The organism is Mycobacterium genavense ATCC 51234, from assembly GCF_000526915.1.
GTDB lineage: Bacteria > Actinomycetota > Actinomycetes > Mycobacteriales > Mycobacteriaceae > Mycobacterium > Mycobacterium genavense.
In genome coordinates, this window is record NZ_JAGZ01000004.1 from 372052 (window position 1) to 397584 (window position 25533).

Genomic DNA, 25533 nt, shown 5'->3' on the forward strand with positions numbered 1-25533 from the left:
GACGGCACATTTTGTGCGGTTTTGCGAAGATACGCAATCCCACCCGTTTTCAGCGCGATGTCAGTAGCCTTACTGCCCCAATCGGGCGCGGCCGGGTCGGCCGAGGTAGCTCAGTGGTGCCCGAGACGGGCTTACCCGTGGGGTCGGCGCGCTTTGCGCTTGATGCCCACACCGCCCCATAACGAGAAGCCGTGGATATTGACCTTCGGGGCGCCGGGCATGCCTTGCCCGACGATTTCGCGATCGAAGCCACCCATAACCCCGCGGCCGTGGATTTCGACATTGACCTCGGGCGGCAACAAGATTTTCTGTGCACCCATGATCGAGACCACATGGATGTCGACTTCCGTGGAGGTGAAGTCGGCGTAGCGCAGATCCACCACCCCGCTGCCCCACAGCGTGAACGTGGTCAGCTTCTTCGGCACGTTCCAGCGGCCGCGCCGCTCGAATCCACTCAACAACGCGAGCAGCAGTGTGGAGGGCGCCGGATTCGGTTTGCCGCCCCGGCGCGGGCTTATCGGCGTGCCCGGCAAGTCGGCCCGCAGCTGATCCAGTTCCTCGTAGGTCGTGGCCGCGTACGCCCTGGCCAGCCGGTCTTCGTAATCTTTGAGTTGCAGGCGGCCCTGCTCGGCGGCATACGCCAGCAATTGTGCGATTTGTATGCGATCAGTGTCGGCCGCACGCGAGAAATCCTCGCGGGCGTCCTTCGCATCACGTTGCGCCGAATCGCTCATCATCCACGAGCGTACGACGTCGGGGACTTGCTGCAAGAGGGTTGGCTAAATCGCAACCATCCTCCTACGCATGCCTAATTGCGTCCGGCATCGTCGACAGCGGCGGGCGGGGCCCAACTCGGTGGACGTTTTTGCAGGAATGCGAGCATGCCTTCGCGCGCTTCGTCGGAGACGAACAGCCGGGCGGATTCCTCGGCGAGCCGTTCGGCATCGCGGTCGAATCCTTCGAGCACGGCCGCCGTTGTCAATGCCTTTGATGCCGCCAGGCCCTGGGGCGACCCACGGCCGATATCGGCGACCAGTTCGGCCACCGCGGCCTCCACGTCGTCGGTGGCGATCGTGACCAACCCGATCTCCGCGGCCACGGCGGCATCGAACGTCTCGCCGGTGAGGTAGTAGCGGGCGGCCGCTCGCGGCGACAGCTTCGGCAGCAGGGTCAGCGAGATGATCGACGGGGCGACGCCGATGCGCGCCTCGGTCAGCGCGAAGGTGCTGCGCGGCCCGGCCACGGCGATGTCGCAGGCGCTCACCAAGCCGAACCCGCCCGCGCGGACGTGGCCGTCGACGGCGGCGATGACCGGCAGCGGCGAGGAGACGATGGTGCGCAGCAATGCGGTCATCTCCTTGGCCCGCGCCGCGGCCAGGTCGAACGGGTCCCCGCCGCCGGCCGCAGAATTCTCCGAGAGATCTGCTCCAGCGCAGAACGTGCCACCGGTGTGTCCGAGCACCACCACCCGCACCGCCGGATCCTCCGCCGCGGCGCGCAGGCCCTGGTGTAACTGGGCGACCAGCGTGGCCGACAGCGCATTGCGGTTGTGCGGCGAGTTCAGCGTCAGGCAGGCCGACGGCCCCGAGACGGAGTATTCGACGACTGCGTCCATCAGTAGCTTCGAGGCAGGCCCAGGGACGTCTGCGCGACGAAGTTGAGCACCATCTCGCGGCTGACCGGCGCGATGCGCCCCAGCCGGGCCGAGGTGAGCATCGCGGCCACACCGTACTCCTTGGTCAGCCCGTTGCCGCCCATCGACTGCACGGCCTGATCCACCGAACGGTTAGCGGCCTCGGCCGCAGCGTATTTGGCCATGTTGGCGGCCTCCGCCGCGCCCGCGTCGTCGCCGCTGTCGTAGAGTGTGGCCGCCTTCTGCATCATCAGTTTGGCGAGCTCCACCTCAATGTGGCACTGCGCCAACGGATGTGACAGCCCCTGGTGGGCACCGATCGGCGTTCCCCACACCTGGCGGGTCTTGACGTAGTCGGCGGCCTTTTCCAGTGCGAAGCGGCCCATGCCGACCGAGCTGGCCGCGCCCATGATCCGTTCGGGGTTCAGGCCCGCGAAAAGCTGTGCGATCGCGGCGTCTTCGGCCCCGACCAAGGCGTCGGCGGGCAGCCGAACGTCGTCCAGGAAAACCTGGAACTGACGCTCGGGGCTGATCAGTTCCATCTCGATCGGCGTGTAGGTGAAGCCGGGGGAGTCGGTGGGCACCACGAACAGTGCCGGTCGCAGCTTGCCGGTCTTCGCCTCCTCGCTGCGAGCCACCACCAGCACGGCCTGCGCCTGATCGATGCCGGAGATGAAGACCTTCTGGCCCTTGAGAATCCAGTCGCTGCCGTCGCGGCGCGCCGTCGTGATGATCTTGTGCGAGTTGGAACCGGCGTCGGGCTCGGTGATCGCGAACGCCATCGTCAACGTGCCGTCGGCGATGGACGGGATCCAGCGCTTCTTCTGCTCGTCGGTGCCGAACTTGCTGATGATGGTGCCGTTGATCGCGGGCGAAACCACTATCAGCAGCAGCGCGCTGCCCGCGGCGGCCATTTCCTCCATGACCAGCGACAGCTCGTACATTCCGGCGCCACCGCCGCCGTATTCCTCCGGCAGGTTGACGCCGAGAAAGCCGAGTTTACCTGCCTCGGACCACAATTCGTCGGTGTGCTGGTGTGTGCGGGCCTTTTCCAGGTAGTACTCACTGCCGTAGTTGGACGCCCACGCTGCCACCGACTTACGCAGCGCCCGCCGTTCCTCGCTTTCGATGAAGCTGGTATCGGTCACTGTGGATCTCCTTCTGATTCGACACGGGCCAGGACGGCACCGACTTCGACTTGTTGGCCGGGCGCGACGTTGAGTTCGGCGAGAACCCCGTCGGCCGGCGCGGTGATGGTGTGCTCCATCTTCATGGCCTCCAGCCAGATTAGCGGTTGGCCCGCCGTCACCGTGTCACCCGCCGCGGCACCCAGCCGAATCACGTTGCCGGGCATGGGCGCGACCAGCGATCTCTTCTCGACCGACGATCCGGGCTCGGGGAACCGGGGCAGCGCGTGCAAGTGCACGGGCCCACGCGGCGAGTCGACGTAGACGTCGGAGCCGTAGCGGGCGACCGCGAAGCGGCAGGCCACCCCGTTGGCGTCGGCCAGCACCACCTCGTCGGGCGTCGACGAGACCAGCTGCACCGGCTCGTCGCTGGCAAGCACCAATCCGGTTCTGGTGAACCGGTATTCGACCCGGTGCTCGTTGTCCTGGTCATCGCGGTACGTCTTGACCTGGAAGCCCGAGGCCAGGTTGCGCCAGCCGCTGGGCAGCGAGCCGTAAACGGTGGCGGACCCGCGATTGTGCGCGGCCTCGGCGAGCGCGGCGGCGATCGCCGACAAGCGGACCACGCTCTGGTCGCCGAGCGGTGCCGACAGCCGGTCCAGGCCATGTGTGTCGAAAAACGCGGTGTCGGTGGCACCGTCGAGAAAATCCGGATGCCGCAGCACGTTCACCAACAGCTCGCGGTTGGTGCGCAGGCCGTGCAGTCGGGTTCGGGCCAACGCGTCGGCCAACACCAGCGCGGATTGCCGGCGGGTGGGTGCGTACGAGATGACCTTGGCCAGCATCGGGTCGTAGTGGATCGAGACGATCGATCCGTCGACAATGCCGGAGTCCAACCGGATTCCGGTGCGCTGTCCCAGCGAACTGAACTCGGTCCGGGTGCCCGGCACGTCAAAGGTGTGCACCGGGCCGGCCTGCGGTTGCCAGCCGCGCGCGGGATCTTCGGCATAGAGCCGGGCTTCGATCGAATGGCCCTGGGCCGCCGGAGGTTCGACACCGAGACGCACGCCGTCGGCCACGGCGAGCTGCAGTTCGACGAGGTCGATCCCGGTGGTCTCTTCGGTGACCGGGTGTTCGACCTGCAGCCGGGTGTTCATCTCGAGGAAGAAGAACTCGCCGTCGCCGTCGGCGAGGAACTCCACGGTGCCGGCGCCGGCATAGCCGATCGCGCTGGCGGCCAGCCGGGCGGCGTCGAACAACTTGGCCCGCATGCCCGGAATGCGCTCCACCAACGGCGACGGAGCCTCTTCGATGATCTTCTGGTGGCGCCGCTGAATGGAGCATTCCCGCTCGCCGACCGCCCATACCGTGCCGTGGTTGTCGGCAAGCACCTGAACCTCTACGTGGTGGCCGGTGGGCAGGTAGCGCTCGCAGAACACGGTCGGGTCGCCGAAGGCGGACTGCGTTTCGCGCCGGGCCGCGGCGACTTCGCTTGTCAGAGCTGACAACTCGCGGACCACTCGCATGCCGCGGCCGCCGCCACCGGCGGACGCCTTGACCAGCACCGGCAGCGACGCCTGCGTGACCGAATCGGGGTCCAGTTCGTCGAGCACCGGCACCCCGGCCGATGCCATCAGCTTCTTGGACTCGATCTTGGAGCCCATCGCCCGCACCGCGTCCTCCGGCGGACCGATCCAGGTCAGGCCCGCGTCCTGGACCGCCGCCGCGAAGTCGGCGTTCTCCGAGAGAAATCCGTAGCCGGGATGGATGGCGTCGGCGCCGGCGGCGCGGGCGGCGGCTATCAAAGCCTCGGCATTGAGATAGTCGTTGGTGTTGGGCAAGCGGACCCGCGCGTCGGCCTCGGCGACATAGGGTGCCGCGGCGTCCGGGTCGGTGTGGACCGCGACGGTGCCCAGGCCGAGGCGGCGGCAGGTGGCGAAGACCCGGCGGGCGATCTCGCCGCGGTTGGCAACCAGTACTCGAGTAAGCATCGGGCTCACATCCGGAAGACGCCGAAGTTCGACGTCCCCTTGATCGGTGCATTCGCGATGGCGGACAGACACATTCCCAATACCGTGCGGGTATCGCGGGGATCGATCACCCCGTCGTCGTACAACATCCCGGACAAGACCATCGGCAGCGACTCGGCCTCGATCTGGCCCTCGACGGCGGCGCGCATCGCGGCGTCGGCGTCCTTGTCGACCTGCTGACCGCGGGCCTCGGCGGCCGCGCGGGCCACGATCGACAGCACGCCGGCCAGCTGGACACCGCCCATCACCGCGGATTTGGCGCTGGGCCAGGCGAACAGGAATCGGGGATCGTAGGCGCGTCCGCACATCCCGTAGTGGCCGGCGCCGTAGGACGCGCCGATCAGTAACGAGATGTGCGGGACGGTCGAATTGGACACGGCGTTGATCATCATCGATCCGTGTTTGATCATGCCGCCTTCCTCGTAGTCCTTGCCGACCATGTATCCGGTGGTGTTGTGCAAGAACAACAGTGGCGTGTCGTAGCGGTTGGCCAGCTGGATGAATTGGGTCGCCTTCTGCGACTCCTCGCTGAACAGCACACCGCGGTGGTTGGCCAGAATGCCGATCGGGTAGCCGCACAGCGTCGCCCAGCCCGTCACCAGCGACGACCCGTACATCGGCTTGAACTCGTCGAATTCGGAGCCGTCGACGATGCGCGCGATCACGTCGCGCGGGTCGAACGGGATGCGCAGATCCGAGGGCACGATGCCGATCAGCTCCTCGGCGTCGAACAGCGGCTCGGTCACCGGCCGCGGCGCGGGCCCGAGCTTGCGCCAGTTCAGCCGGGCCACCACGCGGCACCCGATGCGGATCGCGTCGAGCTCGTCGACGGCGAAGTAGTCGGCCAGACCCGAAGTGCGGGCGTGCATTTCGGCGCCGCCGAGCGATTCGTCGTCGGATTCCTCGCCGGTGGCCATCTTCACCAGCGGGGGACCGGCCAAAAACACCTTGGAGCGTTCCTTGATCATCACGACGTGATCGGACATGCCCGGGATGTAGGCACCGCCGGCCGTGGAGTTACCGAAGACCAGCGCGATCGTCGGAATGCCCGCCGCCGACAGCCGGGTCAGATCGCGGAACATCTGCCCACCGGGGACGAAGATCTCCTTCTGGGTGGGCAGGTCCGCGCCACCGGATTCTACCAGCGAGATCACCGGCAGCCGGTTCTGCAGCGCAATCTGGTTGGCCCGCAATATCTTTTTCAGCGTCCACGGATTGCTGGTGCCGCCCTTGACCGTCGGGTCGTTGGCGACGATCAGGCACTCCACGCCCTCGACGGCGCCGATGCCCACCACCACGCTCGCGCCCAGGGTGAAGGAACTGCCGTAGGCGGCCAGCGGGCTCAGCTCGAGGAACGGCGAGTCCGGGTCCAGCAGCAGTTCGATGCGCTCACGTGCGGTGAATTTGCCGCGGGTGTGGTGGCGCTCGGTGTATTTCGCGCCGCCGCCGGCCAGCGCCTTGCCGTGCTCGGCGTCGATCTCGGCGAGCTTGGCGATCATGGTTTCGGCCGCGTCGGCGTAGCTGGATGCCTTCGGGTCGAGGGTGGACTGCAATACCGTCACGATTGATACCCCAAGAGTTTGGCGGACAGCGCGGTCAGGATTTCGGTGGTACCGCCGCCGATGCCGAGGATTCGCATGTCCCGATATTGGCGTTCGACTTCGGATTCGGTCATGTAGCACATGCCGCCGAAAAGCTGAACGGCTTGATTGGCCACCCATTCGCCGGCCTCGACGGCAGTGTTCTTGGCGAAGCACACCTGCGGGATCAGATTCGTTTCACCGGCGAGCTGGCGTTCCACCACGCTGCGCGAATAAACCCGCGCGACGTCGATGCGCCGGGCCATCTCGGCCAGGGTGTTCTGCACCGACTGGCGGGAAATCAGGGGGCGGCCAAAGGTCTCGCGGTCACGGCACCACGCCGCGGTGATGTCCAGGCATCGCTGCGCACTCGAATACGCTTGTGCGGCAAGCCCGATCCGCTCGGAGACGAACGCCTGCGCGATCTGAGCGAATCCGCTGTTCTCGGCGCCGACCAGGTTGGCCACCGGCACTCTTGTGTCGGTGTAGGACAGCTCGGCGGTGTCCGACGAGCGCCAGCCCATCTTGTCCAGCTTGCGGCTCACCTCGAAGCCGGGCGTGCTCTTGTCCACCACCAGCAGCGAAACCCCCGCCGCGCCGGGGCCTCCGGTGCGCACCGCGGTGACGACGTAGTCGGCGCGGACGCCGGAGGTGATGTAGGTCTTGGCGCCGTTGACCACATAGTGGTCGCCGTCGCGGACCGCGGACGTCCGTAAATGTCCGACGTCCGAACCGCTGCCGGGTTCGGTGATGGCCAGCGATCCGATCTTCTCGCCGGCCAGCGTCGGCCGGACGAACTCGTCGATCAGCCGCCGGTCGCCGCAGGCGATCATGTGGGGAACCGCGATGCCACAGGTCAACAACGACGCGAAGACGCCGCCCGGCCCGCCGGCCTGATGAAACTCCTCGCAGATGAGCACCGAGTCGGCGCCGTCGCCGCCACCGCCGCCGACCGCTTCGGGCAGTCCCGCGCCCAGCAGCCCGGCCGCCCCCGCTCGCCGATGCAACTCGCGCGGCAGATCGCCGGTGCGTTCCCACTCGTCGACGTGCGGCAGGATCTCGCGTTCGGTGAACGCGCGCACCGTCTTTCGCAGTTGCCCGCGTTCCGGGGTGGTCCAAATACTCATAGCAGGCTTTCCGGGATGTCGACGTGGCGGCTGCGCAGCCATTCGCCCAGCCCCTTGGCCTGTGGATCGAACCGTGCTTGGTAGGCGACGCCCTGGCCGAGGATGCCGTCGATCACGAAGTTCACCGCGCGCAGGTTGGGCAGTACGTGACGGGTGACGTCGCAGTCCGCCGCTTCGGGCAGCAGCTCTTTGAGGAGTTCGACGGTCAATGTGTTGGCCAGCCAACGCCATTGGTACTCGGTGCGTACCCAGACTCCGACGTTGGCCGAGCCGCCCTTGTCGCCGCTGCGGGCGCCGGCGATGCGCCCCAGGGGTGCGCGCCGGGTCGGGCCGTCGGGCAGCGGTTCCGGCAATGCCGGTGTGGCAGCGTCCCTGAGTTCCAAAGTATCGGTGGCACAAGGGATGTCGACGCGGGTGCCGTCGCTGTGCACCGCGACGTGCGGCACGATGGCGGCATCGACGTAGCCGGCGGTGAAGACACCGTAAACCTGACCGTCACCAGGCGGGGCGGTGACGTGGAATCCGGGGTAACTGGCGAGCGCCAATTCGACTGCTGCCGAAGAGAATTGGCGCCCGACATTGGCGGGGTCGGGGTCGCGGACCACGCAGTGCAGCAGCGCGCTGGCCGCCTCCTCGGTGTCGGCGTCGGGGTGATCGGTGCGGGCCAGCGACCACTGCAGCTCCGCGGGTTTGACGGTGAGCCCGGCTTCGAGTTGGCGGCGCACCAGCTCGGCCTTGGCCTCGATGTCCAGCCCGGTCAGCACGAAGGTCATCGCGTTGCGGAAGCCGCCGATGCTGTTCAGCGAAATATTCAGCGTGGGCGGTGGCGGTTCGCCGACCACGCCACTAATCCGCACCCGGTCGGGCCCGTCGGTCGACAGCTCGACGGAGTCCATCCGCGCCGTGACATCCGGGTTGGCGTACCGGGCGCCGGTGATCTCGTAGAGCAGCTGCGCGGTGACGGTGTCGACGCTGACCAGCCCGCCGGTGCCGGGGTGCTTGGTGATCACCGACGATCCGTCGGCGTTGACCTCGGCCAGCGGGAAGCCCGGGTAGGACAGGTCGGCCACTTCGGTGAAGAACGCGTAGTTGCCGCCGGTGGCCTGCACGCCGCATTCGATCACGTGCCCGGCGACCACCGCGCCGGCCAGCGCGTCGTAGTCGGTGCGGCCCCAGCCGAAGTGCGCGGCCGCCGCCCCGACGATCACCGACGCGTCGGTGACCCGGCCGGTGACGACGACGTCGGCTCCGTCATTGAGGCAGTCGACGATGCCCCAGGCGCCCAGGTAGGCGTTGGCCGTCAGCGGCGTGCCCAGCCCGAGTTCGGCCACGCGCGGCGTCAGGTCGTCGCCTTCGACGTGGGCGACGCGGGCGGGCACGCCCAGCCGTTCGGCCAGGGCGCGGATCGCGTCGGCCAGCCCGGCGGGGTTGAGTCCGCCGGCGTTGGCGACGATGCGCACCCCGCGGTCACGGGCCTCGCCCAGGCAGTCTTCGAGCTGGGTCAGGAAGGTCTTGGCGTAGCCGCGCTCGGGGTGTTTCATCCGGTCGCGGCCCAGGATCAGCATGGTGAGCTCGGCCAGATAGTCGCCGGTGAGGTAGTCCACCGGATCGCCCGAGCCGCCGGTCAGCATCTCGCGCATGGCCGACAGCCGGTCGCCGTAGAACCCCGAGCAGTTCGCGATCCGGACAGCACCGGACCGGCTAGAACCCGAGGCCATTGGCGTCCTCCATTCGGAAATTACCGGCGCTCCACCAACCAACCACCCGGTAGGCTAGCGGGTACCGCCGGTGTCACGTCAAGGATGCCCGTCTCGACGCTGCCGTCATAGCCGCGCAGGCCGCACGGCCCATTTTGGCGGCCAGCAGGTCACCGACTATTCTGGAGGGCAATCGTCGCCGTCGGCCGTCCCGGGCCATGCCGAGCGACGCACGACCCGAAGCCCCCACCCGAGGAGTAAGGCCCGACCATGGCCACACCCAAGCGCAGGATGTCGCGCTCGAACACCCGTAGCCGCCGCTCGCAGTGGAAGGCCACCAAGACCGAGCTTGTCGGTGTGACCGTGGCCGGCCAGAAGCACAAGGTGCCGCGTCGCCTGCTCAAGGCGGCGCGCCTGGGCCTGATCGATCTCGACCGACGCTAGCTGGATTGTCCGACTTCTCGGCGGGCCGTGCCGGCCCACATCGTCGTCCGACAGAGATCTCGGCAAATACGCGGCGCGCCTCTCAGCCCGCTCTCAGGCCCCAGGGCGAAACTAGTGGCCGTGCGCATTCTTGTCGTCGATGACGATCGCGCGGTCCGCGAATCGCTGCGCAGGTCGCTTTCCTTCAACGGCTACTCGGTCGAGTTAGCCCATGACGGGGTCGAGGCGCTGGAGATCATCTCCAGCGACCGGCCCGACGCCGTCGTGCTCGACGTCATGATGCCGCGGCTGGACGGTCTCGAAGTCTGCCGGCAACTGCGCAGCACCGGCGACGACCTGCCGATCCTGGTGTTGACCGCCCGCGATTCGGTGTCCGAGCGGGTCGCCGGCCTGGACGCCGGCGCGGACGACTACCTGCCCAAGCCGTTCGCCCTGGAAGAGCTGCTGGCCCGGATGCGGGCGCTGCTGCGCCGCACCAAGCCCGAGGACGCCGAGTCGGTCGCCATGACGTTCTCCGATCTGGCCCTGGACCCGGTGACCCGTGAGGTCACCCGCGGGCATCGCCGGATCAGTCTGACCCGCACCGAGTTCGCGCTGCTGGAGATGCTGATCGCCAACCCGCGCCGGGTGCTGACCCGCAGCCGCATTCTCGAGGAGGTGTGGGGATTCGACTTTCCCACCTCGGGCAACGCGCTGGAGGTCTACGTGGGGTACCTGCGCCGCAAGACCGAGGCCGACGGTGAGCCGCGCCTGATCCACACCGTGCGGGGTGTGGGCTATGTCCTTCGGGAGACGCCACCCTGATGATCCGGTTCCAACGACGTCGGCGCGCACCACTGCGAGCCCCCAGTTCGTTGTCGCTGCGGTGGCGGGTGATGTTGCTGGCGATGTCGATGGTGGCGATGGTCGTCGTGCTGATGGCGTTTGCCGTCTACGCGGTGATCGCGGCCGCGCTCTACAGCGACATCGACAATCAGCTGGACAGCCGCGCGCAGCTGCTGATCGCCAGCGGTTCGCTGGCCGCCGACCCGGCGAAGGCCATTGAGGGCACGGCATATTCGGACGTCAACGCGATGCTGGTGAACCCGGGCCACTCGATCTACACCGCCCAACAGCCGGGCCAGACGCTGCCGGTCGACGCGCCGGAGAAGGCGGTCATCCGCGGTGACCTGTTCATGTCCCGCCGCACCGCCGCCGATCAGCGCATCCTGGCGATCCACCTGCCCAACGGCAGTTCGCTGCTGATCTCCAAGAGCCTGCGCCCCACCGAGGCGGTGATGACCAAACTGCGCTGGGTGCTGCTGGTCGTCGGCGGTATCGGGGTCGCGGTCGCCGCGGTGGCCGGTGGCATGGTCACCCGGGCAGGGCTGCGGCCGGTGGCCCGGCTCACCGAAGCGGCCGAACGAGTCGCGCGCACCGACGACCTGCGGCCCATCCCGGTGTTCGGTAGCGACGAATTGGCAAGGCTCACCGAGGCATTCAACTTGATGCTGCGAGCACTCGCCGAATCTCGGGAGCGGCAGGCCCGACTGGTCACCGACGCCGGACACGAATTGCGCACCCCGCTGACGTCGCTGCGGACCAACGTCGAACTGCTGATGGCGTCCATGGAACCGGGGGCGCCACGGCTTCCCGAGCAGGAGATGGTCGACCTGCGTACCGATGTGCTGGCGCAGATCGAGGAATTGTCCACTCTGGTAGGCGATTTGGTGGACCTCACCCGCGACGACGCCGGCCAGGTGGTGCACGAGCCGGTCGACATGTCCGAGGTCATCGACCGCAGCCTGGAGCGAGTCAGGCGGCGGCGCAACGACATTCACTTCGACGTCGACGTGATTCCATGGCAGGTCTACGGTGACAATGCCGGGCTGTCACGGGCGGTGCTGAACCTGATGGACAACGCCGCCAAGTGGAGTCCGCCGGGCGGCCGCGTCGGTGTCCGGATGCGCCAACTCGACCCCTCGCATGCCGAGTTGATCGTCTCGGACTTGGGCCCGGGTATCCCACCGCACGAACGGCGCCTGGTGTTCGAGCGGTTCTACCGGTCGACGACGGCGCGGGCCCTGCCGGGCTCGGGTCTGGGGTTGGCCATCGTCAAGCAGGTGGTGCTCAATCACGGCGGACTGCTACGCGTCGAAGACACCGTTTCGGGCGGCCATCCCCCGGGAACATCGATCTACGTGCTACTTCCCGGCCGGCCACTGCCGGTGTCGACGTATCCGACGGCCGGGACCGAGGGCGGGGCTGACGTCGACAACGAGGCCAAGACCGACCCCGCGGTTCCCATGGAGGGCGACGCAGCGAACTCTCGGGAATCGACGAACGTTATCTCAGTGGACTCTCAGTCCGCACGCGCAAGGTAGATGCAGTTAGTGTTGGAAATCGAGCCAAGTCGAGCTCGACAGCACCCCTATTAGAGGAAGAGCGACTTAGCGACATGACGAATGACCCGAGGTATTCGCCACCGCCGCAGCAACCGGGATACCCAAGCGCGCCTAACCAGCCAGCAGGTTCCGCGTATGCCCAAGGGCATCAGCAACCGTACAACCAGCCGTACGACTGGCGGTACCAACAAGGGCAGCAGTCGCAACCGTCGCAGACGTCGCAATACCGGCGGCCCTACGAGCCGTTCGGGGACACCGGGGCGGGTTCGGTCACCGGCGGCGCCGGGCCGGGCCGGATCCCGGGCACGGGCGCGGGTCCGATCCCGGCCGGCACCGGAGTGGGTCCGATTCCCGGGGACACCGGGTCGGGTCCGGTTCCCGGCATGCTGCCCCCGATGGGGCCCCCGCGGCCCGAGAAGCGATCCCGGGCGGGCCTGCTGGTAGCCGGCGCGCTGGCGGTCGCGGTGGTGTCGGCGGGTATCGGTGGCGCCGCGGCAACGGTCGTCGAACTGGGCACGCACACCACGACTTCCAGCAGTAGCGGCGGACCGTCGGGGGCTACGCCCGGCGTGCCGGCGGCTAACATGGCGCCCGGCACCGTCCAACAGGTCGCGCAAAAGGTGGTACCCAGCGTCGTCATGCTGGAGACCGACCTTGGCCGCGCGTCCGAAGAGGGCTCCGGCGTCATCTTGTCGTCCGACGGGCTGATCTTGACCAACAACCACGTCATCGCCGCGGCCGCCGGCCGGCCCAAGGGGCCAAGCGCGCCGATACCCGGTAGCACCCCGCCCGGCAGCCCGTTGCCCGGGGGGCCGGGTGGTCCGGCACCGAAAACGACGGTGACCTTCTTCGACGGGCGCACCGCACCGTTCACGGTGGTGGGCGCCGATCCCACCAGTGACATCGCCGTCATCCGCGTCCAGGGCGTGTCCGGTCTGACGCCCATCGCGATGGGCTCGTCGTCGGATGTGCGGGTCGGCCAGCCGGTGCTGGCGATCGGATCCCCGCTGGGCTTGTCCGGCACGGTGACCACCGGAATCATCAGCGCGTTGAACCGGCCGGTGTCGACGACCGGTGAGTCCGGCAACCAGAACACGGTGCTGGACGCCATCCAGACCGACGCCGCGATCAACCCGGGTAACTCCGGCGGGGCGCTGGTCAACCTGAACGGCCAGCTGGTCGGCATCAACTCCGCGATCGCCACGCTGGGCGGCGACTCGCCCGACGCCCAGAGCGGTTCGATCGGGCTCGGGTTCGCGATCCCGGTCGACCAGGCCAAGCGCATCGCCGACGAGCTAATCAGCACCGGTAAGGCCTCACATGCCTCGCTGGGCGTGCAGGTGACCAGTGACAAGAGCACGCCGGGGGCCAAGGTCGTCGAGGTCGTGCAGGGTGGCGCGGCCTCGAATGCCGGGGTGCCCAAGAACGTGGTCGTCACCAAGGTCGACGACCGCCCGATCAACAGCGCCGACGCCCTGGTGGCCGCGGTGCGGTCCAAGGCGCCGGGCGACAAGGTATCGCTGACGTTCCAAGATCCCGGCGGTGGCAGCCGGACCGTGCAGGTCACCCTCGGCAAGGCGGATCAGTGATGAGAGTCGACGAGCCTCTGAACGAGTCACTGTCCGAGCTCGGATATACGGTTGCACCCATGGAATCGGGTGCGGAATTGGTGGTCGGCCGGGCGCTGGTCGTGGTGGTCGATGATCGCACCGCCCACGGGGACGAAGAAGACCACAGCGGCCCGCTGGTCACCGAGCTGCTGACCGAGGCGGGATTCGTCGTCGACGGTGTGGTGGCGGTGGCCGCCGACGAGGTCGAGATCCGCAACGCGCTCAACACCGCGGTGATCGGCGGGGTCGATCTGGTGGTCTCGGTCGGCGGGACCGGAGTGACCCCGCGCGACGTCACCCCGGAGGCCACGCGCGAGATTCTGGACCGCGAAATCCTCGGCATCGCCGAGGCCGTGCGCGCGTCCGGGCTGTCCGCGGGCATCATCGACGCCGGACTGTCCCGGGGTCTGGCCGGCGTGTCCGGAAGCACGCTCGTGGTCAACCTCGCCGGTTCCCGTTACGCCGTCCGCGACGGCATGGCGACGCTGAATCCCCTCGCCGCGCAGATCATCGGGCAGTTGTCGAGCCTCGAGATTTAAACTCGCCCGACCGGCCGGTGGTATTACCGCGACTCGGCGTCCGCGCGCGGCCCGTGCTCGGGCGGCGGCGTGGTGCCCGGCCCACCGTGGCGGCCCGACGAGCCGTCTCCGTTGGTCTGTGCCAGCAGGTCGCGGATCTCGGTCAGCAGCACGATCTGGGCGTCGTCGGCCTGCTCGACCTCGCCGCGCTTGCGGAAAGTGTTGTAGGGCAGCACGACCAGGAAGTACACCACCGCGGCGACGAGGATGAAGTTGATCGCGGCCGACACCAGAACGTTCAGGTCGATGGTCTGCCCGCCGCCGATACCGATCTTCAGGATCCCGACGTCGGACTTCTGGTTGACGCCGACCCGGTTGATCAACGGCGTGATGATGCTGTCGGTGAACTTGGTGACCAGTCCGGTGAATGCGGTACCGATGACCACCGCGACGGACAGGTCGACGATATTGCCCCGCGCGAGAAACTCCTTGAACCCCTTGAGAATTCGACGTCCTTTCTGGGCTGGACACAGTTTGCCGCGGGTGCTGTAGCGAACGGCTGCCAGGCTCTCAGTGCAGGGTGAGGGTCACGGCCTGCCCCAGGACCGAACCTGCCACCGTGTTCGCCACGCGAGCCGGCAGCGCAACTAACACTACGCGGTCACCGTCTGCGGCCTGGACTTTCTGCTTGGGCGACACGAGGACGACGACGGCATCGGTGGCCACAGCTTGCTGATCGCCGCGGTGCCCGGCTGCGCGTCGGTAGGCGGCGCGGCCAGCACGTCGACGACGTCGCCGACGCGAACGAGGTCGATCAGCGCGCTGTCGGCCAGATGCAGCGGCACGATGCGCGCACCCGGCCCGGCCTTCGCGGCAATCGCGGCCTCGGCCAGCCGACTGCCCAGCAAGCGGACATCGGTGAGCACCTCGCCGCGGCGCGTCGGACCGGCCAGCGTCGAGCCGACCACGGCGCTCAGATCGGCTTGTGAACCGTCCGGAAGTGTTGTGGCCAAACGCTTTTCGACTCGAACATCGTCTTGTGTCAACGCGGCGCCGGGAGTCAGGTCACGGGTGGCGACCACCACGTCGACGCGATCGCCGTCCGGATTCGAGCGCACCGCCGCGACCCCGGCCAACACGACGAGCCCGCCTGCCATCACCCGCCGGGCCAGCACGGTCCGGGTCCAATCCGGTCGCAGCGACGCCGATATCCGGTGTAGCAGTGCCGGATTCAGCGACGGTTCCCCCACGCCGCAACGGTAAGCGCGACGCGCTGCCGAAAGCCCCCGTCGGCGATGTCGGTTGTGGATAACTCGCTAGCTGGACGCGGTCGCGGTCGACTTCTCGCTGGACGTCGACTTCTCGGACGAGCCGGACTTCTCGCTGGAGGCGGATTTCTCGCTCGAGCTGGAGCTCTCGCTGGAGCCGTTGGTCGAGGAGCCGTTGCTCGAGCTCGACGATTTCTTGCCCGACTCGCGGCTGTCGGTGCGGTAGAAGCCGCTGCCCTTGAACACGACGCCGACGGAGTTGAACAGTTTGCGCAGCCGGCCCGAGCACTTCTCGCAAGTGGTCAGGGTGTCGTCGGTGAAGGCTTGCACCACGTCAAAGCGGTTGTCGCATTCGGTGCACGCGTAGCTGTAGGTCGGCACTGAAGAACCTCCGTTAGATAAGCTTGTTAGCACTCTACAGTGCTCGAGTGCTAAAACAGCCATGAAATCCGTCTCATTCCCGCGCCCCGCCGTCGACCGGCAGCGCCAGCACACCCCGTCCCGGGGTGATCACGTGGGTCATCGGCACGTCGTGCGGATCGGCCGGCAACTCCTCGACGAACTCCTCGTCGCGCACCATCGCGATCAACCGGGCGTGCCGGTTCCGGGCGTCCAGCGAGCGGTCGTAGTAGCCCAGTCCCCGGCCCAGCCGGGTGCCGCGGCGGTCGACGGCCAACGCCGGGACCACCACCATTTCGGCTTCGGCCAGCGCCGACTCCGGCAGCCAGGGCTCGGGCGGTTCGAGCAGCCCCCAACGGCCGCGGACGAGTGCGCCCGGCCGGTACTCGGCCCAGCGCAGCCGCATCGGGGTGCCGTCGCCGGTGGTCCGCGCGACGGGCAACAGCACCCGGCGCGTGTGTCGCAGCAGCATGTCGAGCATCGCGACCGAGCCCGGTTCGGTGCCCACCGGAACGTAGGCGCAGACGGTGATGCCGCCACTCACCGCGAGCGCGAGGTGCTCGTCGAGCAGGCGCGCCTCGGCGGCCCGAACGTCGTCGCCAACCAGACTTCGGGCCGCCAGCACTTGCTCGCGCACGGCGGCCTTGGCCGGAGTCGTCATGCGTCAACGATGACAGCATGGGTATTCGGCCTGCCATGCAACGGCGGCAACCCCTCTGAGCGCTATGGTGTGAACGATGTCACGGCCAGATGAAGTCCCGATCCCGTACACGGCGATCGTCCCGGCAGCCGGTCTGGGCACGCGATTCCTGCCGGCCACCAAGACGGTGCCCAAAGAGCTGTTGCCCGTCGTCGACACGCCGGGCATCGAGCTGGTCGCGGAGGAAGCGGCCGCGGCCGGCGCCGAGCGGCTGGTGATCATCACCTCCGAGGGCAAGGACGGCGTCGTCGCGCACTTCGTCGAGGACCTGGTGCTGGAGGGCACGCTTGAAGCGCGCGGCAAGAAGGCGATGCTGGCCAAGGTGCGTCGCGCGCCCGCGCTGATCAAGGTCGAGTCGGTGGTGCAGGCCGAGCCGCTCGGATTGGGACACGCCATCAGCTGCGTGGAGCCCACCCTGACGCCCGACGAGGACGCCGTCATGGTGCTGCTGCCCGACGACCTGGTGCTGCCGACCGGCGTGCTGGAGACGATGTCCAAGGTGCGCGCCGACCATGGCGGCACGGTGTTGTGCGCCATCGAGGTCACGCCCGAAGAGATCAGCGCCTACGGTGTGTTCGACGTCGAGGCCGTGCCGGGTGCCGACAGTTCCGACGTCCTCAAGGTCAAGGGCATGGTCGAAAAACCCAAGGCCGCCGACGCCCCGTCGCTGTACGCGGCGGCCGGCCGGTACGTGCTCGACCGCGCCATCTTCGACGCGCTGCGCCGCATCGACCACGGCGCCGGCGGCGAACTACAGCTCACCGACGCGATCGCGCTGCTGATCAAAGAGGGACACCCGGTTCATGTCGTCGTGCATCGCGGATCTCGACACGACTTGGGAAATCCTGGTGGCTACCTCAAGGCTGCGGTTGACTTTGCATTGGATCGTGACGACTACGGCCCGGAATTGCGGCGGTGGTTGGTGGCGCGATTGGGCCTGAACGAGCAGTAGCCGGCCGCCATGCCGGGCCCGGTGAACGACCGGGCGATCGGGCTTGGTCCGTTCACCGGGCCCGATACGGCGTGTTGACGGCAGGGAGGCGCGGCTGATGCGTTCGGTAGAGGAGCAGCAAGCCCGGATAACGGCGGCCGCGGTAGCCCCGCGCCCGATCCGTGTCGCGATCGCGGAGGCGCAGGGATTGTTGTGCGCCGAAGAAGTGGTGACCGAGCGGCCGCTGCCCGGTTTCGATCAGGCCGCGATCGACGGCTACGCGGTGCGCAGCGTCGACGTGCTGGGTGTCGGCGAAGTGGGTGACGATCTTGCGCTCGACGAGACCGGCGACCCGATGGCCGACGAGGACAGCGCCGGCGGGCTGGTGCTGCCGGTGATGGGGACCATCGAGGCCGGCGCCCGGACGCCGAGCCGGCTGCAGCCGCGGCAGGCGGTCCGGGTGCAGACCGGGGCGCCGCTACCCACGCTGGCCGACGCGGTGCTGCCGTTGCGCTGGACGGACGGCGGCACGTCGAAGGTGCGGATCCTGCGCGGGGCGCCGTCGGGTGCCTACGTGCGGCGCGCCGGCGACGACGTCCAGCCCGGCGATGTCGCGGTGCGGGCCGGGACGATCATCGGTGCGGCGCAGGTGGGCCTGCTCGCGGCGGTCGGCCGGGAGCGGGTGCTGGTGCATCCGCGCCCGCGGGTCTCGGTGATGGCGGTGGGCGGCGAGCTGGTCGACATCTCGCGGACCCCGGGCAACGGGCAGGTCTACGACGTCAACTCCTATGCGTTGGCGGCCGCGGCCCGCGATGCCGGTGCGGAGGTCAACCGGGTCGGCATCGTGCCCAACAACCCGGCGGAGCTTGGCGAAATCGTCCAGGGCCAGATCAATCGCGCCGAGGTCGTGGTGATCGTCGGCGGGGTCGGGGGTGCGGCGGCCGAGGCGGTGCGGGTGGTGCTGTCTGAGTTGGGCGACATGGAGGTCGTCCGGGTCGCGATGCACCCCGGCTCGGTGCAGGGATTCGGGCAGCTGGGGCGCGACGGCGTGCCGGTGTTCCTGCTGCCGTCCAACCCGGTCAGCGCGCTGGTGGTCTTCGAGGTGATGGTGCGGCCGCTGATCCGGCTGTCGCTGGGCAAGCGCCAGCCGATGCGCCGGATCGTGCAGGCGCGCACGTTGTCGCCGATCACGTCGGTGGCCGGCCGCAAGGGTTACCTGCGCGGCCAGCTGATGCGCGACCAGGACAGCGGCGAATATTTGGTGCAGGCGTTGGGCGGCGGACCGGGGGCGTCGTCGCATTTGCTCGCGACGTTGGCTGAGGCAAACTGTCTAATTGTGGTTCCCAGTGGGGCCGAACAGATCCGGACCGGTGAGATCGTCGACGTCGCGTTCCTGGCCCAGCGCGGCTGACGCAAACGACTGCGCACGCTCGTGAACCTCTTGCGCTCCCACACCCGTCATCCCGGTTGGCCCTCGCCGGTGGGGCCGTTGCGGGTTGCCGCCGGTGTGGTGCGGTTGCGCGCGGTGCGGATGCGCGACGGCGCCCAGTGGAGCCGGTACCGGTTGGCCGACCGGGCGCATCTGGAACCGTGGGAGCCGACTTCCGACGGTGACTGGGCGATGCGGCACACCGTCGCGGCGTGGCCGGCGCTGTGTTCGGGCCTGCGTGCCGAGGCCCGCAACGGCCGCATGCTGCCGTACGTGATCGAGTTGGACGGGCAGTTCTGCGGGCAACTGACCATCGGCAACGTTACCCACGGCGCGTTGCGCTCGGCGTGGATCGGCTACTGGGTGCCCAGCGCGGCGACCGGGGGCGGCGTGGCCACCGGCGCCTTGGCGCTGGGGCTGGACCATTGCTTCGGGCCGGTGATGCTGCATCGGGTGGAGGCCACCGTGCGTCCGGAGAACGTGGCGAGCCGGGCCGTACTGGCCAAGGTCGGCTTCCGCGAGGAGGGCCTGCTACGGCGTTACCTCGAGGTCGACCGGGCGTGGCGCGACCATCTCCTGATGGCCATCACGGCCGAGGAGGTCTACGGATCGGTCGCGTCGACGCTGGTCCGCGCCGGGCACGCGCGCTGGGCGTAACTTGTCGACGCTTCGTTTCGGTGCTCGGCGACCCGCCGCCGTGCCGAAACCGCAATAATTCTGTGGCTAGCGTGACATATGTGGCGTGTGATGCTTGATTGAGGCAAATTACAGGTGTGTAATTGCGCTGGTCACAGGTCCCGGCCGCGCGGGTCAACGATCGGCCTCGTGGGGGATCCCGACCAGAAGGAGCAGGTCATCATGCCAAGCATCCCGCAGTCGTTGTTGTGGATCTCGCTCGTGGTGCTCTGGCTGTTCGTGCTGGTACCGATGCTGATCAGCAAACGCGACGCCGTGCGACGCACCAGCGACGTGGCGCTGGCCACCCGGGTGCTCAACGGCGCCGGTTCCCGCTTGCTGCGGCGCAGCGGTCCGGCCGCCGGCCACCGCAGCGATCCGGACTGGAAGCCGGAAGACCCGGTCGACGAGGACTTCGACGACGCCGAGCACCACGATGACCACGCTGGGGCCCACGACGACCGCGATGCCGAGACCGAGGAGCTGCGCCCCGCCCGTCCGGTGGTGATGCGGGTGGCCGCGGCCGAGCCGGCCGAGCCCGACTATCTGGACGTCGACGTCGTCGAGGACTCGGACGCCCTACCGGCCGGAGCCAGCGCCGCGGCCGTCGAGACCCCGGTGGACGAACAGGAGCACGACGAGGACCACCTCGACGACGAGTACGAATACGTCGAGGACTCGTCCGGTTTGGAGCCCGAGGCCGAGGACGACGAGGTGGGCGTGCGCGAGCGCGTGGTGCCGTCGAGCGCCCAGCGCCGGCTCCGCTTCGACACCAAGACCGCGGCCGCTGTGAGTGCCCGCAAGTACGCCTTTCGCAAGAAGGTGCTGATGGTGATGGCCGTCGTCCTGGTCGGCTCGGCGACGGCCGCGTTCGAGATCAGCCGGACGGCCTGGTGGGTGTGCGGCGTGGCCACTGCGATCACCGTGCTTTACCTGGGCTATCTGCGCCGGCAGACCAGGATCGAGGAGAGGATCCGCCGCCGTCGCACCCAGCGAATGGCCCGCGCGCGCATGGGCGTGGAGAACACCCGCGACCGCGACTACGACGTGGTGCCGTCGCGGCTGCGCCGCCCCGGCGCGGTGGTGCTGGAGATCGATGACGAGGACCCGATCTTCGAGCACCTGGACTACGCGATGCCGCAGCGCCACTACGGCTGGCCCCGGGACCTGCTCCGCGCCGTCGGCCAGTAGCGCCTGTTGGTGCTGGCGTTGTCGCGGAACTGGTAGCCTGCTAGCGGTCAGGGGCTATGGCGCAGTTGGTAGCGCGACTCGTTCGCATCGAGTAGGTCAGGGGTTCGATTCCCCTTAGCTCCACTTTCCGGACAGCCTGGCTTCTCACCGAACTCCGCCCGTTCGGTGGGCCCCATATTCGAAGATTCGCGTCATCGAGGCGCGTGGTATCCATGACGTTCCTATAGTCCGCACGTGGCCTATGCGCGCTGACCGACGCGCGGCGTCATGGCCGCGATCGCCGCCGCACGGCATGCGTTCGACAACAGTTCTTGGTCGCATGATCACTCCCTCCGGGCCCACTGCTTGCGACAGTTGCACGAGGGCTTGCACGCCGAACAGGAGCTCCTGCGTCACATCCTTGTTCAAGAGGCTGGTGTCCCCGTCGCTCTCACCCATTCGATCTGGCTTGACACCATTCTCGATTCGGTTCTTACTGGGCGAATCTGGCCGCTTCCTATCCCTACGAAACGTCGATCGCTGCGCGCGAGACGCTTGCGGGAGTCACGTCGCGGCGCACCGTCCTGCGCAAGCCTGTTGGTGTCGTCGGTGCGATCACCCCGTGGAATTTCCCGTTACCACTCAACATCTTCAAAGTGGCAACCGCATTGGCTGCCGGTTGCACGACGGTCCTCAAGCCCGCCCCCGATACTCCATGGAGTGGCACTGAGCTCGGCCGAATCTTCGCCGAGCACACTGATATTCCTCCGGGCGTCGTCAACGTCGTCACCGGCACCGACCCGTTGCTAGGCGAAGCGCTGGTCCTCGATCCCAGAGTCGACATGATCACGTTCACCGGATCGACAGCCGTGGGAAAACTCATCATGGCCGCGGCGGCCAACAACGTCACGCGAGTGTGCCTGGAGCTCGGCGGTAAATCGGCAAACATTGTTCTCGATGACGCGGAACTGCCTTCCTTGGCTGCAAACATCGCCGGGGTGTGTGCACACGCCGGCCAGGGCTGCGCGCTGGCGACACGACTATTGTTGCCGCGCAACCGATACGACGAAGGTTTGGACGTCGCGCAAGCCGTGTTTGAAGCGCTAAGGTGCGGCGATCCGACCGACCCAGCGGTGGTGGTAGGGCCGGTGATCAACGCAAAACAAAGAGCGCGGATTCTGAGCTTGATCGACGTCGGAAAGCAAGAAGCGCGACTTATGAACGGCGGTGGTGCCCCAGAGTCGTTGCCCGCGGGTTTCTACGTCGAGCCCACTCTTTTCTGCGACGTCGCCCCGGATGCAGTGATCGCACAGGAGGAGATTTTCGGCCCGGTCCTTGCGGTGATCCCCTATGACGGCGACGAAGACGCGGTGCAGATCGCCAACAACAGCATCTATGTTTTGTCGGCGGTCGTGCACAGTAGAGACACGGAACGTGCCATGAGTATCGCACGAAAGCTCCGCACCGGAACGGTGGGAATCAACGGTGCGGTATGGCTGGCGACCGATACCCCGTTCGGGGGATACAAGCAAAGTGGACTCGGTCGTGAATTCGGCATGGACGGGTTTGCTGAGTTCCTTGAGACCAAGTCGATAGCACTACCCGGCTGACGTGGAACCGTTGACCGCTGCCAGAAAGGATTGTCGTGCTCGGGTTGATGCAGAGCCGTTCGCTGGTGCTGCCGAACATCTTTCATCGTGCGGAACGGTACTTCGGGCACAAAAAGGTCATCACAGCCAATGCAGGCACAGAGGTGTCCATCTCGACGATCGCAGACGTTTGTGACCAGGTTCGGCGATTGGCCGCGGCGCTCGACGGGCTGGGCATCGGGCGACACGCGAGGGTAGCGACGTTTTGCTGGAACACCGAACAACATCTGGCACTGTACCTGGCGGTTCCGTGCGCGGGCCGCGTACTTCACACCGTGAACACTCGGTTGTTTCCCGAGCAGATTACGTATATCGCCAATCATGCGCAGGACGAGATCGTCTTCGTCGACCGGTCGCTGCTGGGCTTGCTGTGGCCACTGGCCGATCAACTCGCCGCGGTGCAGTACTTCGTTGTGATCGAGGATGGGTCGGACGACGAAATCCCCGATAGTCGGCGCGTCCTTCGCTACCACCAGCTGCTGGCCGGGTATGAGCCGTATCAAGGGCACTTCAAAGTCGAGGACGAGAACGCGGCTGCGGCAATGTGTACACGTCGGGGACCACTGGCAACCCGAAGGATGTGGTCTACTCACATCGCTCGACAGTGCTGCATTCGTTGGTAGCGTTGGGCGCTGACGTGCTGGGCTTGAGTGAACGCGACGTCGTGATGCCGATTGTCCCGATGTTCCATGCGAATTTGGGGGGCCTGCCGTATGCGGCTCTGCTCGCCGGCGCAAGCCTGGTGCTCCCTGGCCGGAATATGAGCTCGCGGGCGCTGCTGGGGCTTCTGGCCGCCCACAAAGTTTCGGTGACCGCCGGAGTTCCTACGATTTGGATGGGCATCGCCCCGCTGCTCCGCGGGTACGATCTCTCGGCCCTGCGGTGCATCTTGTGCGGCGGGTCGGCGGTACCCAAGGCACTCTCGCGGGACTATCAGGACGCGATTGGCCGTCCGGTCACCCAGATTTGGGGCATGACCGAGACTAGCCCGCTGGCCACCGTGTGCACACCGCGGACTCAGCACGATGTGCTGAGCGCGGACGAGAAGGCCGATTCCTGGTCCCGTCAGGGCCCACCGGTACCCCTAGTGGAGCTAGGGTTGGTCGACCCGGAGACGGGCGCAGAGATGCCGTGGGACAACAGCAGCGTCGGAGAGGTGCAAGCCGCGGGTCCGTGGATCGCGGGCGCCTACTTCAACACCGACGACGATCATGCGTCGTTCGCCGACGATGGCTGGCTGCGTACCGGCGATGTGGGGATGTGCGACCGATACGGCCCCCTCTTGCTGGTGGACCGGGCCAAGGATCTTGTGAAATCCGGTGGTGAGTGGATCAGTTCGGTGCAGCTGGAAAACGAGATCATGGCTCACCCCAAGGTCGCTGAAGCGGCCGTCATCGCAATCCCACACGAGCGCTGGGTTGAGCGCCCGCTGGCCTGTGTCGTGGTGAGGGCGGGCGTGACATTGGCGGCCCAAGAAATCATGGAGCATCTTGAGTCACGCGTGGCGAGGTGGTGGCCCCCGCGTTGTTCACCACGACGTCGAGCCGGCTGAATTCATCGATCGACTGTTGGACAAGTGATTTGGCGCCGTCCCAGGTGGCGATGCTCTCGGTGTTGGCCACCGCCACTCCGCCGGCCGCGCGGATTTCGTCGACCACCTCGTGGGCCGGCCCGCCGTCGGCGCCTTCGCCCGAATTGCTGCCGCCGAGGTCGTTGACCACGACTCGGGCACCTTCTGCGGCGAACAGCAGTGCGTGCTCGCGTCCGATACCGCGCCCGGCGCCGGAGATGACCGCGACCCGTCCGTCCAGCTGTCCCATCGCTATGACTCCTCGAATACGGCGAGTCCGTCGGTGATGGCCTTCTGGCCGTCGCTGCCGACCCGGGTGGATTCGAACATGTAAGTGGTGCTGCCGCCGGATGTGTCCTTCGCCCAGATCCGCGTCTCGAGGTCGTCGCCGGGAAGCACCATTTTGGCGAAGCGGACCGCGAATCGCTTGAGCCGGTTCACATCCGAGTGGCCCACCTGCGTCAGCAGCGCCCACGACGTGAACGCCATGGTGCACAGACCATGGGCGATGATGCCGGGCAGACCCGCAGCTATCGCGACCTCCTCGTCGAGGTGGATCGGCATCGGGTCGCCCGAGGCGAGCGAGTAGCGGAAGGTCTGATCGTTGTCGACGTGCTGACGCACGATCGCTATCGGGTCCCGGTCACGCAGCGCCTCGTCGAACTTGTGATCGGGGCTCAGTGCACCGACCGTGCGTCCCACGTTGTAGCCGCGGATGAACGTGGTCACGTACTGCTCGTTGACCAGTTCGCCGTCCTCCGTGCGGCAGTCGAGCATGATCGCGGCGCGGGTGCCGTTGTCCAGCCCCTGGTAGCCGATCATCTTGGCGCGCGACACCAGCTTGTCGCCCGGTTTGATCGGGCGGTGGAAGTGGAAGTCCTGCTCCCCGTGCACCACTCGCGGGATCAGTTCCACGGGAAGGACGTCGACGGCCGGGATGAGCAACGCCTCGAACACCGGCACAATCGCGAACACGGGCGCCGCGATGGCACCACGACGGTGGGCCTCGATGGGATCGTTGGTGGCAGCGGCGTACTCGGCCAGCCGTTCGGCGGTGGCCTCGAAGCGTTCCTCTTCGGTCCACTTGTCGAGGCCACTGTCGTCGAACTCCAGCTTGCCGAGGTCCTGTGCCGTGTTCATGCGTCGGCCAGGGCGTCGAGTGCGTCGAGGCTCTTGTCGAGTTGCTTGACACCGTCCTTTTGGACCGCCTTCGCCAGCGCGCCCTTGACCAGAGCCCCCTCGAAGTCACCGGCGACGGTGAACCGCGATCCAGAACCTTCGGGCACGATGATGAATTCGAACGTCGCTTTGACGCCGGCCATGCCGGTTCCGCTGAGCACCAGGCGGGTGGGCGCCTCGACGGTGTCGACGGTCCAGTCGATCTTGTTGGCCATGCCGAGCATGACGATCTTGGCCGACATCGTGGATCCGGCACTCAGCGTGGCGGGCGGCTCCTCCATCCACTTGTCGTGCACGGTGAACCACTCGTTCCAGGTGTGGGGGTTCGCGACGGTCGCCCACAGCGCCGCGGGCGCGGCGGACAGTTCGCGGGTCGCTTCGATGTGTCCCATTGCTCGTGTCTCCTTCGATCG

The 25533-nt window shown here is 67.4% G+C and carries 24 protein-coding genes, 1 tRNA gene and 2 pseudogenes; 13 read left to right on the forward strand and 14 right to left on the reverse strand.

Features of this window, described 5'->3' with window-relative positions; translation table 11 throughout:
* Positions 1 to 131: 131 nt before the first annotated feature.
* From T428_RS0112090 to T428_RS0112120, 7 genes are all read right to left on the reverse strand, one after another.
* Complete coding sequence (locus T428_RS0112090; RefSeq protein ID WP_036467835.1) at positions 132 to 734, reverse strand: DUF1707 SHOCT-like domain-containing protein; 603 nt, start codon at positions 732 to 734, stop codon at positions 132 to 134.
* Between the two features lie 74 nt (positions 735 to 808).
* Positions 809 to 1615, reverse strand: coding sequence for an enoyl-CoA hydratase family protein (locus T428_RS0112095; protein ID WP_025736679.1), 807 nt, complete (start codon positions 1613 to 1615; stop codon positions 809 to 811).
* The gene (locus tag T428_RS0112100; RefSeq protein ID WP_025736680.1) at positions 1615 to 2781 is read right to left on the reverse strand and encodes an acyl-CoA dehydrogenase family protein; all 1167 of its coding nucleotides are present in this window, start codon (positions 2779 to 2781) and stop codon (positions 1615 to 1617) included. The genes T428_RS0112095 and T428_RS0112100 overlap by 1 nt, the downstream gene beginning before the upstream one ends.
* Positions 2778 to 4751, reverse strand: a complete 1974-nt coding sequence (locus T428_RS0112105; protein ID WP_025736681.1) for an acetyl/propionyl/methylcrotonyl-CoA carboxylase subunit alpha — start codon at positions 4749 to 4751, stop codon at positions 2778 to 2780. The genes T428_RS0112100 and T428_RS0112105 overlap by 4 nt, the downstream gene beginning before the upstream one ends.
* 5 nt (positions 4752 to 4756) lie before the next feature.
* Positions 4757 to 6289, reverse strand: a complete 1533-nt coding sequence (locus T428_RS0112110) for an acyl-CoA carboxylase subunit beta (protein WP_211243948.1) — start codon at positions 6287 to 6289, stop codon at positions 4757 to 4759.
* Between the two features lie 59 nt (positions 6290 to 6348).
* Positions 6349 to 7497, reverse strand: coding sequence for an acyl-CoA dehydrogenase family protein (locus T428_RS0112115; protein WP_025736683.1), 1149 nt, complete (start codon positions 7495 to 7497; stop codon positions 6349 to 6351).
* Positions 7494 to 9215, reverse strand: a complete 1722-nt coding sequence (locus T428_RS0112120) for an acyclic terpene utilization AtuA family protein (RefSeq protein WP_025736684.1) — start codon at positions 9213 to 9215, stop codon at positions 7494 to 7496. Before T428_RS0112120 ends, T428_RS0112115 begins: the two co-directional genes overlap by 4 nt.
* Positions 9216 to 9464: 249 nt before the next feature.
* Here T428_RS0112120 and rpmF point away from each other — a divergent pair, with 249 nt between their 5' ends.
* The 5 genes from rpmF (at position 9465) to T428_RS0112145 (ending at position 14171) form a co-directional block, all read left to right on the forward strand.
* Positions 9465 to 9638 carry a 50S ribosomal protein L32 gene (gene rpmF, locus T428_RS0112125; protein ID WP_025736685.1) on the forward strand — a complete coding sequence of 58 codons (174 nt, stop codon included), beginning with the start codon at positions 9465 to 9467 and terminating at the stop codon, positions 9636 to 9638.
* A 120-nt stretch (positions 9639 to 9758) separates the two neighbouring features.
* Positions 9759 to 10442, forward strand: coding sequence for a two-component system response regulator MprA (gene mprA, locus T428_RS0112130; protein WP_036467912.1), 684 nt, complete (start codon positions 9759 to 9761; stop codon positions 10440 to 10442).
* On the forward strand, positions 10442 to 12001 hold the full coding sequence (locus tag T428_RS0112135) for a HAMP domain-containing sensor histidine kinase (protein WP_025736687.1): 1560 nt from the start codon (positions 10442 to 10444) through the stop codon (positions 11999 to 12001). The genes mprA and T428_RS0112135 overlap by 1 nt, the downstream gene beginning before the upstream one ends.
* 74 nt (positions 12002 to 12075) lie before the next feature.
* A complete protein-coding gene (locus tag T428_RS0112140; protein WP_025736688.1) occupies positions 12076 to 13611 on the forward strand; it encodes a S1C family serine protease in 1536 nt (511 codons plus the stop codon).
* The gene (locus T428_RS0112145; RefSeq protein WP_036467839.1) at positions 13611 to 14171 is read left to right on the forward strand and encodes a MogA/MoaB family molybdenum cofactor biosynthesis protein; all 561 of its coding nucleotides are present in this window, start codon (positions 13611 to 13613) and stop codon (positions 14169 to 14171) included. Before T428_RS0112140 ends, T428_RS0112145 begins: the two co-directional genes overlap by 1 nt.
* Before the next feature lie 23 nt (positions 14172 to 14194).
* Here the strand turns inward: T428_RS0112145 and mscL are convergent, their stop codons facing one another.
* The 4 genes and pseudogenes from mscL to T428_RS0112165 all read right to left on the reverse strand — a co-directional run bounded on the left by mscL (position 14195) and on the right by T428_RS0112165 (position 16478).
* Positions 14195 to 14656 carry a large-conductance mechanosensitive channel protein MscL gene (gene mscL / locus T428_RS0112150; protein ID WP_025736690.1) on the reverse strand — a complete coding sequence of 154 codons (462 nt, stop codon included), beginning with the start codon at positions 14654 to 14656 and terminating at the stop codon, positions 14195 to 14197.
* Positions 14657 to 14720: 64 nt separating this feature from the next.
* Positions 14721 to 15400: pseudogene (locus T428_RS27585) on the reverse strand (SAF domain-containing protein).
* A gap of 66 nt (positions 15401 to 15466) precedes the next feature.
* Positions 15467 to 15799, reverse strand: a complete 333-nt coding sequence (locus tag T428_RS0112160; RefSeq protein WP_025736691.1) for an FmdB family zinc ribbon protein — start codon at positions 15797 to 15799, stop codon at positions 15467 to 15469.
* A gap of 73 nt (positions 15800 to 15872) precedes the next feature.
* A complete protein-coding gene (locus T428_RS0112165) occupies positions 15873 to 16478 on the reverse strand; it encodes a 5-formyltetrahydrofolate cyclo-ligase (protein WP_025736692.1) in 606 nt (201 codons plus the stop codon).
* A gap of 76 nt (positions 16479 to 16554) precedes the next feature.
* Here T428_RS0112165 and T428_RS0112170 point away from each other — a divergent pair, with 76 nt between their 5' ends.
* The 8 genes from T428_RS0112170 to T428_RS35410 all read left to right on the forward strand — a co-directional run bounded on the left by T428_RS0112170 (position 16555) and on the right by T428_RS35410 (position 23923).
* On the forward strand, positions 16555 to 17469 hold the full coding sequence (locus T428_RS0112170) for a UTP--glucose-1-phosphate uridylyltransferase (protein WP_025736693.1): 915 nt from the start codon (positions 16555 to 16557) through the stop codon (positions 17467 to 17469).
* 97 nt (positions 17470 to 17566) lie between these two features.
* Positions 17567 to 18859 carry a molybdotransferase-like divisome protein Glp gene (gene glp, locus T428_RS0112175; protein ID WP_025736695.1) on the forward strand — a complete coding sequence of 431 codons (1293 nt, stop codon included), beginning with the start codon at positions 17567 to 17569 and terminating at the stop codon, positions 18857 to 18859.
* Between the two features lie 21 nt (positions 18860 to 18880).
* Positions 18881 to 19534, forward strand: coding sequence for a GNAT family N-acetyltransferase (locus tag T428_RS0112180; RefSeq protein WP_025736697.1), 654 nt, complete (start codon positions 18881 to 18883; stop codon positions 19532 to 19534).
* A gap of 201 nt (positions 19535 to 19735) precedes the next feature.
* Positions 19736 to 20743 (forward strand): divisome protein SepX/GlpR, encoded by a 1008-nt coding sequence (gene sepX / locus T428_RS0112185; RefSeq protein ID WP_051465227.1) that lies wholly within the window; start codon positions 19736 to 19738, stop codon positions 20741 to 20743.
* Positions 20744 to 20793: 50 nt separating this feature from the next.
* Positions 20794 to 20866, forward strand: a tRNA-Ala gene (locus tag T428_RS0112190).
* A 470-nt stretch (positions 20867 to 21336) separates the two neighbouring features.
* Positions 21337 to 22332, forward strand: a complete 996-nt coding sequence (locus T428_RS27590; RefSeq protein ID WP_245604885.1) for an aldehyde dehydrogenase family protein — start codon at positions 21337 to 21339, stop codon at positions 22330 to 22332.
* A 35-nt stretch (positions 22333 to 22367) separates the two neighbouring features.
* Positions 22368 to 22994, forward strand: coding sequence for an AMP-binding protein (locus tag T428_RS35405; RefSeq protein WP_211243940.1), 627 nt, complete (start codon positions 22368 to 22370; stop codon positions 22992 to 22994).
* On the forward strand, positions 22976 to 23923 hold the full coding sequence (locus tag T428_RS35410; RefSeq protein ID WP_281173779.1) for an AMP-binding protein: 948 nt from the start codon (positions 22976 to 22978) through the stop codon (positions 23921 to 23923). Before T428_RS35405 ends, T428_RS35410 begins: the two co-directional genes overlap by 19 nt.
* Here T428_RS35410 and T428_RS27600 read toward each other — a convergent pair.
* The 3 genes and pseudogenes from T428_RS27600 to T428_RS0112210 form a co-directional block, all read right to left on the reverse strand.
* A pseudogene (locus T428_RS27600) lies at positions 23889 to 24191 on the reverse strand (SDR family NAD(P)-dependent oxidoreductase); the annotation flags it as partial. The gene T428_RS35410 and the pseudogene T428_RS27600 overlap by 35 nt on opposite strands.
* A 2-nt stretch (positions 24192 to 24193) precedes the next feature.
* On the reverse strand, positions 24194 to 25081 hold the full coding sequence (locus T428_RS0112205) for a MaoC/PaaZ C-terminal domain-containing protein (RefSeq protein WP_025736699.1): 888 nt from the start codon (positions 25079 to 25081) through the stop codon (positions 24194 to 24196).
* Positions 25078 to 25512, reverse strand: coding sequence for a type II toxin-antitoxin system Rv0910 family toxin (locus T428_RS0112210; protein WP_025736700.1), 435 nt, complete (start codon positions 25510 to 25512; stop codon positions 25078 to 25080). The genes T428_RS0112205 and T428_RS0112210 overlap by 4 nt, the downstream gene beginning before the upstream one ends.
* Positions 25513 to 25533: the final 21 nt, after the last annotated feature.